This is a genomic window from Sphingomonas sp. Leaf17, assembly GCF_001421505.1.
In the GTDB taxonomy this organism is placed as follows: Bacteria; Pseudomonadota; Alphaproteobacteria; order Sphingomonadales; family Sphingomonadaceae; genus Sphingomonas.
Genome location: NZ_LMKL01000001.1, coordinates 486,820 through 498,272 on the forward strand (window position 1 = coordinate 486,820; position 11,453 = coordinate 498,272).

The 11,453-nt window shown below is 67.5% G+C and carries 9 protein-coding genes; 5 read left to right on the forward strand and 4 right to left on the reverse strand.

All coding sequences use genetic code 11. The features are described from left to right. Positions 1-2 precede the first annotated feature (2 nt). Genes ASE75_RS15320 through ASE75_RS02325 form a run of 3 tightly spaced genes read right to left on the reverse strand, consistent with a single transcriptional unit; the run spans position 3 to position 2,294 of the window. Positions 3-326 carry a hypothetical protein gene (locus ASE75_RS15320; RefSeq protein WP_156340057.1) on the reverse strand — a complete coding sequence of 108 codons (324 nt, stop codon included), beginning with the start codon at positions 324-326 and terminating at the stop codon, positions 3-5. Further along, positions 323-1,813 carry a Fe-S cluster assembly protein SufB gene (gene sufB / locus ASE75_RS02320; RefSeq protein WP_055928151.1) on the reverse strand — a complete coding sequence of 497 codons (1,491 nt, stop codon included), beginning with the start codon at positions 1,811-1,813 and terminating at the stop codon, positions 323-325. Before sufB ends, ASE75_RS15320 begins: the two co-directional genes overlap by 4 nt. A gap of 1 nt (position 1,814) precedes the next feature. Beyond that, the gene (locus tag ASE75_RS02325) at positions 1,815-2,294 is read right to left on the reverse strand and encodes an SUF system Fe-S cluster assembly regulator (protein ID WP_055928154.1); all 480 of its coding nucleotides are present in this window, start codon (positions 2,292-2,294) and stop codon (positions 1,815-1,817) included. Between the two features lie 275 nt (positions 2,295-2,569). On the opposite strand from ASE75_RS02325, the gene ASE75_RS02330 reads away from it, so the two are divergent. From ASE75_RS02330 to ASE75_RS02345, 4 genes are all read left to right on the forward strand, one after another. After that, entirely contained in the window at positions 2,570-3,616 is a 1,047-nt protein-coding gene (locus ASE75_RS02330) for a quinone-dependent dihydroorotate dehydrogenase (protein ID WP_055928158.1), read from the forward strand. 42 nt (positions 3,617-3,658) lie between these two features. Then, positions 3,659-5,341, forward strand: coding sequence for a gamma-glutamyltransferase (ggt, locus tag ASE75_RS02335; RefSeq protein WP_055928160.1), 1,683 nt, complete (start codon positions 3,659-3,661; stop codon positions 5,339-5,341). 68 nt (positions 5,342-5,409) lie between these two features. Beyond that, a complete protein-coding gene (locus tag ASE75_RS02340; RefSeq protein WP_055928163.1) occupies positions 5,410-7,191 on the forward strand; it encodes an AMP-dependent synthetase/ligase in 1,782 nt (593 codons plus the stop codon). After that, positions 7,184-7,375, forward strand: coding sequence for a hypothetical protein (locus ASE75_RS02345; RefSeq protein ID WP_055928165.1), 192 nt, complete (start codon positions 7,184-7,186; stop codon positions 7,373-7,375). Before ASE75_RS02340 ends, ASE75_RS02345 begins: the two co-directional genes overlap by 8 nt. A gap of 125 nt (positions 7,376-7,500) precedes the next feature. Here ASE75_RS02345 and ASE75_RS02350 read toward each other — a convergent pair whose 3' ends face one another. Further along, the gene (locus ASE75_RS02350) at positions 7,501-10,419 is read right to left on the reverse strand and encodes a M16 family metallopeptidase (protein WP_055928168.1); all 2,919 of its coding nucleotides are present in this window, start codon (positions 10,417-10,419) and stop codon (positions 7,501-7,503) included. A gap of 167 nt (positions 10,420-10,586) precedes the next feature. Between ASE75_RS02350 and ASE75_RS02355 the strand changes: the two genes are divergently transcribed. Continuing rightward, a complete protein-coding gene (locus ASE75_RS02355; protein WP_235512480.1) occupies positions 10,587-11,444 on the forward strand; it encodes an aspartyl/asparaginyl beta-hydroxylase domain-containing protein in 858 nt (285 codons plus the stop codon). The last annotated feature ends 9 nt before the right edge of the window (positions 11,445-11,453 follow it).

Consider the following 11,453-nt stretch of genomic DNA (forward strand, 5'->3'; position numbering starts at 1 on the left):
AACTATCTCGCAAGTGGGATATCACGAGCACGTCGTCGGCGCTCAATATCTTTTTCGACATTTGTAACGAAGACGCCTACGTAGTAATAGTAGTCGTCCTGATATTCCTTCAAAGCTACTGGATCACCGCTCGTTTCAGCGGACGGTTTATGATATTGTACTCTACACTCATCGAAGATTCGCAAAGCCAAATCCCTGGAATTAACCTTCAGATTTAGGTTTTTTTGAATCAAAGGCGTTGCACACTTCCAGCTATCCGCGAGATCATTGACGGTGCCAGCAGCAGTCACTTGAATAAAAAATAAGATGGCAAGCATCGAAGTCATCCGACCGAGCCTTCCAGCGAAATCCCCAGCAGCTTCTGCGCCTCGACCGCGAACTCCATCGGCAATTGCTGCAAGACCTCGCGGGCGAAGCCGTTGACGATCAGCGCGACGGCCGCTTCTGAATCCAGCCCGCGCTGCATCGCGTAGAACATCTGGTCCTCGGAAATCTTGGACGTCGTCGCCTCATGCTCGATCTGCGCGGACGGGTTGCGGACCTCGATATAGGGGACGGTGTGTGCGCCGCACTGGTCGCCGAGCAGCAGGCTGTCGCACTGGGTGAAGTTGCGGACGCCCTCCGCGGTCGGCGCGACGCGGACCAACCCGCGATAGGTGTTGTCGCTGCGGCCGGCGGAAATGCCCTTCGACACGATCGTGGACCGTGTATTCTTGCCGAGGTGGATCATCTTGGTGCCGGTGTCGGCCTGTTGCCGGTTGTTGGTAACCGCGACCGAATAGAATTCGCCGACCGACCCGTCGCCCGCCAGCACGCAGGACGGATATTTCCAGGTGATCGCGCTGCCGGTTTCGACCTGCGTCCACGACACCTTGGCGTTCTTGCCCGAACACAGCGCGCGCTTGGTGACGAAGTTGTAGATGCCGCCGACGCCATTCTCGTCGCCGGGATACCAGTTCTGCACGGTACTGTACTTGATCTCGGCATCGTCGAGGATGACCAGTTCGACCACGGCGGCGTGCAGCTGGTTCTCGTCGCGCATCGGCGCGGTGCAGCCTTCGAGATACGAGACGTAAGACCCCTTGTCGGCGACGATCAGCGTGCGTTCGAACTGGCCGGTGTTTTCGGCGTTGATACGGAAATAGGTCGACAGCTCCATCGGGCAGCGCACGCCTTCGGGGATGTAGACGAAGGTGCCGTCGGAGAAGACCGCGCTGTTCAGCGTGGCGAAGTAGTTGTCACGCTGCGGCACGACCTTGCCCAGCCATTTGCGGACCAGATCGGGATATTCCTTGATCGCCTCCGAGATCGAGCGGAAGATGACGCCGGCGGCCTCCAGCTCCTTGCGGAACGTGGTCGCGACCGACACGCTGTCGAACACCGCGTCGACCGCGACCCGGCGCTGCGGGATCACCACGCCGTTCTCATCGGTTTCCTCGACACCGGCGAGCATCTTCTGCTCGGCGATCGGGATGCCGAGCTTTTCGTAGACGCGCAGGATTTCCGGGTCGACCTCGTCCAGCGAACCGAGCTTGGGCTTTGCCTTGGGTTCGGCGTAGTAATACGCGTCCTGATAGTCGATCGGCGGCACGTTCAGCTTGGCCCAGTCGGGCGGCGTCATGGTCAGCCACAGGCGATACGCCTTCAGCCGCCAGTCGAGCATCCATTCCGGCTCGCCCTTCTTGGCGCTGATGAAGCGGACGGTGTCCTCGGACAGGCCCTTGGGCGCGAATTCCTGCTCTATGTCCGAATGGAAACCCCATTCGTACGTCTTGTTCGCGGCAGCATGGGCTTCGGCGTTGCGGGTGGCCATATTATCCTCGTGCTCCCGCGAGTGCGGGAGTCCTGTTCAGCGGGGAGAGCGCCGTGGGGGGCGGGGTCGGCGCATAGTCAGCGGCAAGCTGGGCGAGCGTGACGCCCGACAGGGCACCGCGCACCGCGTCATTGACCGCGTTCCAATGGGGTTTGACGCGGCAGGTCTGGTCGATGCAGCAGTCATGCGCCGCGCCGTCGACGCAAGACGTCAGCGCGATCGGCCCGTCGACCGCCTCGATGATGTCGGCGAGGCTGATCGTCGCGGGCGGACGAGCGAGGCGAATGCCGCCGCCGGTGCCGCGCGTGCTTTCGATCAGGCCGGCGGACGACAGGCGGCTGACCAGCTTCTGCGCGGTCGGCAACGGTACGCCGGTTTCGGTCGCCAGCAGCGTCGCGTTCAGGCGACCGGCGCCACCGCAATGGCGCGCGGCGGCGCTCATCATCACGACGGCATAGTCGGCTAGGCTGGACAGGCGCACTGGGTTCCAATCGGATGAATTCGATCCGATTGGCAGATGGTGGCTGGGGGGCGGCGCGTCAACCGGTAATCGGGGGGCGTCCGTGGAGGAGCCCCCCCCAACCATAAACACCACCCCGGCGGAGGCCGGGGTCTAAATGGGTTGGAGACGGGAACAACGTCGAGACGCTGACCCAATTGGGCCCCGGCCTCCGCCGGGGTGGAAGCATGAGCCAGCTGCAACGAGGCGAACAACCACCTTTGACGCACGCCCCGCAGGATGCGAATGGCATCCGCATGAGCTTTCCCCTTCGCCGCGCCCTGTTCGGGCTGGATGCCGAGCGCGCACATGCGCTGTCCATTTCGATGCTGTCGACATGGGGGCGGATGGGGACGCCGCTTGCGCCCGGGCCGGACCTGTCGGAACGGCTGGCGACCAGGGTGGCGGGAATCGACTTCGCCAATCCGCTGGGGCTGGCGGCGGGCGTCGACAAGGACGGGCATGCGATCGACGGATTCTTCGGTTTCGGTTTCGGCGCGGTCGAGATCGGGACGCTGACCCCCCTGCCCCAGAGCGGCAACCCGAAGCCGCGGCTGTTCCGGCTGGTCGAGGACCGGGCGGTGGTCAACCGGATGGGGTTCAACAATGGCGGTATCCGCGCCGCCCTGCCCCGCGCGATGGCGGCGAAGCGGGCAGGCGTGCTGGGCATCAACGTCGGCGCGAACAAGGACGCGGCGGACCGGACGCGCGATTACGAGACCGGGGTCGCGCTGGCCGCGCCGATCGCCGATTATGTGACGATCAACATCAGCTCGCCCAACACGCCGGGCCTGCGCGACCTGCAACACGGCGCGGCGCTGGCCGAATTGCTGGCGGCGGCGGACGGCGCGCGGCGGGCCGGGGGTGCGCGCACGCCGCTGTTCCTGAAGGTCGCGCCCGATCTCGACCGGGTGGCGATCGACGATATCGCCCGCGCGGCGATCGACCACGGCGTGGACGCGATCATCATCGGCAACACGACCATTACCCGGCCGGGTCTGCGATCAGCGAACGGCGCGGAGCCCGGCGGGCTGTCGGGTGCGCCGCTGGCGGTGCTGGCGCGCGCGCGGCTGGGCGATTTCGTGGCCGCGACCGGACGGCAACTGCCGCTGATCGCCGCCGGGGGAATCGACAGCGGGGCGGAAGCCTATGCGCGGATCCGGGCGGGCGCGTCGCTGGTCCAGCTGTACAGCGCGCTGGTGTATGAGGGACCGGGGCTGGCGCGGCGGATCCTGCACGATCTGGATGCGCTGCTGGCGCGCGATGGGTTCGCGCATGTCGGCGAGGCGGTCGGCGCGGGCTGAGCCATCTTGCCCGCGCGCCAAAGCGCGTTAGGGTTTGGCCCCATGAACAAGTTCCTTCTGGGCGTCGCCCTGCTCGTCCCCGCCGCGCCGATCGCCGCACGCGATACCGTCGTGGCGACGGGTACCGTAACCTCGGCCGATCCGCGCGCGACGCAGGCGGGGCAGGAAATCCTGCGTCAGGGCGGCAGCGCGACCGACGCGGCAATGGCGATGATGCTGGCGCTGACCGTGGTCGAGCCGCAGTCGAGCGGGATCGGCGGCGGTGGCTTCCTGGTCCACCACGACGGCAGGCGCGGCACGATCGACACGATCGACGGGCGTGAGACGGCCCCGGCCACGGCCACGCCGCAGCGGTTCGTCGGGCCGGACGGCCGCGCGCTGCCCTATCTGCTGTCGTTTCCCGGCGGCAAATCGGTCGGCGTGCCGGGCAATATCCGGCTGATGGCGATGGCCGAGAAGAAATGGGGCAAGCTGCCGTGGAAGGCGCTGTTCGCACCCGCGATCCGGCTGGCGGAGGGCGGCTATACCGTCACCCGGCCGATGAACGGCGCGATGGGCCTGACCGGGCCGTTGTGGGACAAGTTTCCCACGATCGCCGCGCAATACAGCGCGAACGGCCAGCCGCTGCCGATCGGCACGACCGTGAAGAATCCGGCACTCGCCCGCGCCCTGCGCGACATCGCCGCGCGCGGGCCGGACGCGTTCTACACCGGGGCCAACGCCGCCGCGATCCTTGCCGCCACGCGCGGCACCACGGTGGCACCCAGCGACATGACCGCCGCCGACCTGACCGGGTACAAGGCGAAGGAACGCGCCGCCGTCTGCGGCACCTATCGCGGGTACAAGGTCTGCGGCATGGGGCCGCCCTCGTCCGGCGCGACGACGGTGTTGCAGGTGCTGGGGATGCTCGAACGCTTCGACCTGCGCGCGATGGGCAAGGATTCGCCCGCCGCGTGGCATCTGATCGGCGAGGCGATGCAGCTGGCCTATGCCGATCGCGACAAATATCTCGGCGACCCCGATTTCGTCGCGGTGCCGGTCGCCGGGCTGATCGACAAGGGGTATCTGGCCAGCCGATCGGCGCTGATCCGCCCCGACGCCACCCTGCCCGCCTATGCCGCCGGCAATCCGCCGGGCGCACCGAGGCGGACGGCGGCGCTGTCGCCCGACGTACCGGGCACGACGCATTTCATCGCGGTCGACAAGGCCGGTGACATCGTGTCGATGACCTCGACCGTCGAGGGGCCGTTCGGCAGCCAGCTGCTCGCGAACGGCTATGTCCTGAACAACGAGCTGACCGACTTTACCGCGGCACCGGAAAAGGACGGGATGCCGGTCGCCAACCGGGTTCAGGGCGGCAAGCGGCCGCTGTCGTCAATGGCCCCGACGATCGTCTACGACGCGGGCGGCAAGCCGGTGTTCACGGTCGGCGCGGCCGGCGGCAAGACGATCATCATGCAGGTCGCCAAGGCCCTGATCGCGCATTTCGACTGGGGGCTGGACGCGAAGGCGTCGATCGGCCTGCCCCTGCTGTTCTTCAACGGCGACGGGCTGGTGATCGAACAGGGCACCGCGCTGGAGGCGATGAAGGCGCCGCTGGAGGCGCTGGGCCACCGGGTAACGATCGGCAAGCTGGGGCTGAAGGCCAATGCCGCGGAGCGGACAGCGACCGGCTGGGTCGGGGCGGCCGATCCGCGCAGCGTCGGCACCGCGCTGCAACCGTAACATTCCGCCTTCATGGGCCAGGCCGGCAACAGACCGTCATGCCCGTCACGCGCCACCGGAGAGCGACCATGCGGACGCTGGAACACTTCCCCAACCTCGTCACGATGTTCTTCACGCGCGCAGCGGAGAAGGGCGACGCGCCGTTCCTGTGGACCCGGACCGGTGGGACATGGGTGCCGATCAGCTGGGCGGAGGCCGCGCGACAGGTTGCGTCACTCGCGACCGCGCTGACCGCACTTGGCCTGAAACGGGGCGACCGGGTGATGCTGGTGTCGGAAAACCGGCCGGAATGGTGCATCAGTGATCTGGCGATCATGGCCGCCGGCTGTGTGACCGTGCCGACCTACACCACCAACACCGAACGCGACCACAGCCACATCATCGAGAACAGCGGCGCGCGCGCGGTGATCGTGTCGACCGCCAAGCTGGCGCGCACACTGATGCCCGCGATCTTCCGCGCCGCCAACGCGCAGATCGTGATCGGCATGGAGGAGGTGCGGATCGCGCAGTCCAGCGTCGACGTCCACCACTGGCACTCGCTGATCGCCCAGCATCCGGCCGACCCCGAACAGGTCGCGGCGCGGGCGGATTTCGTGCGCGAGGATCTGGCCTGCATCATCTACACCAGCGGCACCGGCGGGTCGCCGCGCGGGGTGAAGCAGCATCACGGCGCGATCCTGCACAATGTGAAGGGGTGCGCCGCGGTCATCGCGGAGGATTTCGGCTGGGACGACGAGGTGTTCCTGTCGTTCCTGCCGCTGTCCCACGCCTATGAACATTCCGGCGGCCAGCATTTTCCGATCGGTCTCGGCGGGCAGATCTATTACGCTGAAAGCCTCGACCGGCTGGCCGCCAATATCGAGGAGGTCGGCCCGACGATCATGTTCGTCGTGCCGCGCCTGTTCGAAGTGCTGCGGATGCGGATTTCCAAGGCGGTCGCCAAACAGGGCGGCATGGGCGCATGGCTGCTCGACCGCGCGCTCGACATCGGCGACCGGTCGTACAACGGCCGGCTGCGGCTGGTCGATCGGCCCGCGCAGCTGGCGGTGCGGACCCTGTTCAAGCCGAAGATTGCGAAGAAGTTCGGCGGGCGGCTGAAGGCGATGGTGTCGGGCGGCGCGCCGCTGAACCCGGAGGTCGCGCTGTTCTTCCAATCGCTGGGGGTCTGCATCCTGCAGGGCTATGGCCAGACCGAGGCGGGACCGGTCATTTCGTGCAATCGGCCATCGGCCGGGATCCGCACCGACAGCGTCGGCCCGCCGCTGCCCGACACCGAAATCCGAATCGCCGAGGACGGCGAACTGCTGATCCGGGGCGAACTGGTCATGCACGGATACTGGCGCAACGACGCCGAAACCGCGCGGGTGCTGAAGGACGGGTGGCTGCACAGCGGCGACATCGGCGAGATCGACGATCGCGGGCGGATCCGCATCACCGACCGCAAGAAGGACATCATCGTCAACGACAAGGGCGACAATGTCGCGCCGCAGAAGGTCGAGGGGATGCTGACCCTGCAACCCGAAATCGCGCAGGCGATGATCTATGGCGACCGCCGGCCGCACATGGTCGCGGTGATCGTGCCCGACCCCGACTGGACGCAGGAATGGGCCGCCAGGACGGGCGCGCACATGAAGGGGCTGAACGAAAACAGCACCTATCGCACCGCGATCGGCGCGGCGCTGGAGCGGGTGAACAAGGACCTGTCGGTCACCGAACGCGTTCGCCGTTTCGTGCTGGCGGACGAAGCGTTCACGATCGAGAACGAACAGCTGACCCCGTCGCTGAAGATCCGCCGGCATGTCCTGCGCGATGTGTACGGCGCGCGGCTGGAGGGGTTGTATCGTGGGTGAGTGGTGGGTGGTGACGGCGGTCGTCTGCGCGGCCGTCATCTACTGTTTCGCGCGGGGCTTGCGGGATTTGCGGGAGCGGCGGTTCGGCTGGGCCGCGCTGGGGCTGGCGAGCGCGGTCGGATTGCTGTGTGTGCCGCTGCCGATCACGACGCACGCGGTGACGGTAGATTTGCCGGTGCGGTGATTCCGGGCGGGCGCCGTTCCTGTCGTCATCCCAGCGAACGCTGGGATCCAGAGTCGTGGAGCATCGCCCTTGCGGCTCTGGATCCCGGATCAAGTCCGGGATGACGGACGGGGGATGGTTGCCCCCTATTTCTTCGCCTTTTCCGGCAGGACCGTCATCGTCCAGTCGGTGGTCGGCTTCAGATATTTCGCCGCCGTCGCCTGCAACTGTTCGGGCGTGATCGACACGAAATCCTGGGCGATGGTTTCGGTCGCGGCGACGCGGCGGGGATCGTAGGCGGCACCCGCCAGCTGCCCCATCCAGAACTGGTTGCCGGTCGACGCGCGCAGGATCTGCTGCCCCATCGGCCGCATGATCCGCTTCAGCTCGTCGTCGGCCAGCGGCCTGGCGACCAGATCGGCGGCGATCTCGCGCGCCATCCTGTAGAAGAAGTCGACCTTTTCCGGCGCGACCTGACCGACCGCGATCAGGCGACCGCCGCCGTCCAGACCGATTGGCCACTGGCTGGCGACCGACGGACTGTAGCTGGCCCCCGCCTCCGACCGGAGCCGCTCGAACAGGCGGTCGCTGAACACCTGCGCCAGCACGTCGAGGCGGCGGCTGTCCTTGATGCCGTCGATACCGCCGCCGGTCGGCCAGGCGATGACCGCCGCTGCCTGATTGTCCGGCCCCTTGTGGGTGCGGACAACGGGCGTGGTATTGTGCGCGGGGAAGCGGATCGGCGGGCCGTCGGCGGAGGCCGCCTTTCGCGCCGGCATCGCGCCGAACGTCCTGGCGACCATCGCGATGGTTTCATCCGCCTTCACGTCGCCGAACACCGACACCTCGATGGGTCCGCTGGCGAGGATCGGTTCCCACAATTTGCGAAATGCCTGCGGGGTCAGCGCCTGGATCTGCTTCGGGGTCGGCGTGGCCCAGCGCGCGTCGCCGTCGTGCAGCAGGCCCTCCAGATCACGCTGCAACACGCTGTCGGGTGAGGCGTCCTGCCCGGCGGTGGCGGCCATCGCGACCGCGCGGGCGCGGGCGACGGGGGCGGGATCCCAGCCGGGATTGGTCAGCTTGGCCGCCATCAGCCGCAACTGGTCACCGACATCGGCCGGCGAGGTCATCGCCGCCAGCGCGAAGGCGTCGCTTTCGATGCCGAAGTCCAGACCGATCCGCCGCCCGGCGCTCAACTGGTCGAGATCGCCCTGATCGAGCGTACCGATCCCGCCCTGCACCAGCGCGAGATCCCCGGCCCAGGCGGGCGCGTTGCCCTTGGCCGGGAGCGCGTTGTAGCCGGTGCCGAAACGGGCGCGGACATAAACGCGGCCGGTTTCACTGGGGTTGGCGAACAGCAGCAGGCGGACGCCGTTCGAGAAGACGACCTTCTCGACGCCGATGTCGCCGACCTTTTCGCGCGATACGACCGTGGCGGGCGCGCCGAGGGCCGGCAGTTTCGAGAAATCGACCGCGCCCTGCGTCCGGCGCGTGCCGGCAAGGCCGGTGACGTCGGCCTTCAGCGCGGTGGCGAGCTTGGCGGCGATACCGGGGTCGGCGACGCGGGTATTGATGATCGCGCGGGTGGCGGTGCCCTCGAAGATGCGCTTCGTCGACGCCTGGATCGCGGCCGGGGTGAACATCCCCTTCTTCTTCGCATCGGTCAGGATCATGTACGACCCCTCCGGCGAGGCGACCGTTTCACGAATGTCGAGCGCCTGCACCATATCGTCGGCCTGGCGCGCGCCGGCCTCGACCCGCGCGGTTTCGACCTGGGTGCGAAGCGCGGTGTCGAGGTCGGCATATTCGCGGTCGATTTCGGCCTGCGTCGGCAGCGTGGTGGTCGCGTCGGCGATGACCGCGCGCACGTCCTTCAGCGCCGGCTCCCATGCGTCACCGACCGGCACGATGCTGACGAAAGTGCCGTTGGCCGACCGGGAAATGTCGTCGAGCGTGACGTTGGCCTGCAGGAAGCTGCCCCCCGCCCGCGCCCGCGTTTCAAGTCGGCGGTTGATGAGCAGGGCGGCCAGCGTGTCGACCATCCGCTTCTGGTTGAACAGGATCGTGTCGTCGCGGTACTCCCACGGGCGCAGCACGGCCATCTGGACGATCGGCGGGATACCGGGTTCGACGGTCGCAGCCGATACCGGCTTCGACGGATCGGGCTTGCCGAAATCGGGGGTGGGCGCGGGCGTGCCGGCGGCCTTCCAGTCGGCGAAATGCTTCACGACCAGCCGGCCGAACAGCGCCGGGTCCATGTCACCGGAAATGATGACGACCGTGTTTTCGGGCCGGTACCAGCGGCTGTGGAAGCCCGCGACCCCTTCCGCCGTGGCGGCCTCCAGCGTCTTGACCGTGCCAATCGGCGAACGGTCCGCCAGCGGCTGTCCGGCGAAGAACAGTCCGCGAATCGCGTCGCCGATCCGCACCTGCGGTCCGGGCTGTTCGCGCTGTTCAGCCAGCACGACCGGGCGTTCGGCGTTGAGCGCGGCGGCGGTCAGCGTCGGCTTTTCGATCATGCCCGACAGGATCTTCAGGCTTTCATCCAGCCCGGCCTCGGTCGCGGCCGGCAGGTCGAGCTTGTACACCGTCTGGGTCGGCGTGGTCTGGGCGTTGGTGTCCGACCCGAAGCTGGCACCGAACCGCTGCCACACGCGCTTGGCCTCGCCATCGGGGACATATTCGGAGCCGCGGAACGACAGATGCTCGATCATGTGCGCAAACCCGCGTTCGTCGTCGCGCTCGTTCAGCGACCCCGCATCGACGCGCACGCGGATCGACACCTGACCCGGTGGAACGCCGTTCTTGCGCACCGCATAGCGCAGGCCGTTGGGAAGCGTGCCGAACGACCAGGCCGCGTCCTGCGGAATGTCGCTGCCCTGGTAGAGCCACGGCGTGGTGTCGACAGCCGGAGCCGGGGCTGCGGGTGCGGCGACCGCGGGCTTTACCCGCTGGGGCAGGGACTGTTGGGCCTGGGACTGTTGGGACTGCACGATCGCCGGGATCGAGATCCCGATGAGAAGCGACAGGACGGAGACGCGGAACGCGCGCGAGAAAAACGCCATTCCCCCCATCTAGCGCCGCCAATCTCCCGCCGCCAGCGCCGCGTCGCCATCATTTGGTCCAACATCGTGGGTAAGGGCGGTTTTTCAGGACAGGTCGGGAGAACAACGGCACCGGGCAACGGGTCGGTGACCGTTACCCGTGGCCGGTCCACAGCAATGGCGAGCGCATGACGACCAGCAGTCGAAGGACCGAACAGCGGCCCGCACCACGGCGGGATTCGGGGCGAACCCATCTCAGGCGGTCGGGCCGGGCGACGCCGTCGCCCGTACCGGCGGCGGCACCGGCGATGCGGGCCGAACGCGGGCGGCCGCTGATCCTGCGCGTCGGCAAGCATCTGCGCGGCGTGTTCGACCGGCTGATCGCCGCGTCCTCGCTGGTGTCGAACGCGCCTGTGCTGGACGTCCGCGACTTCGCCTGGACCGCGGCGTTACGCGATGAATGGCCGGCGATTCGTGACGAGGCGATGGCGGTCGCGCTGCGCGGACAGGCCGCACCCAGCCTCGCGACGATCTCGCCCGATCACCGCGCGATTGCCGAGGTGGACAAGTGGCGGTCGTTCTTCCTGTGGGGCTATGGCTACCGGATCGACGACAATCTGGCGCGCTGCCCCCGGACGGCGGCGGCCGTGGCGCGGATTCCGGGACTGAACAGCGCGTTCTTCTCGATCCTGGCCCCCGGCACTCACATCCCCGCGCATCGCGGCGTGACCAAGGGGCTGATAACCTGCCATCTGGGGCTGATCGTCCCGCAGGACGGCGACGTGCGGATGCGGGTCGCCAACCGCATCGTCCGCTGGTCGGAGGGGGAAACGCTGGTATTCGACGACACCTATGACCACGAGGTCTGGAACGACACGTCCGCCACGCGGGTCGTCCTGCTGATCCAGTTCGCGCGGCCCCTGCGCAATCCGGGGCGCTGGATTGCCGATCGTTTCCTGGCCGTCGTCCGCCGATCCGCGTTCGTGCAGGAGGCGCGGGCGAATATCGGGGCGTGGAACGCGGCGGTGAAGCAGATGGACGTCTGAGCAGCGAAC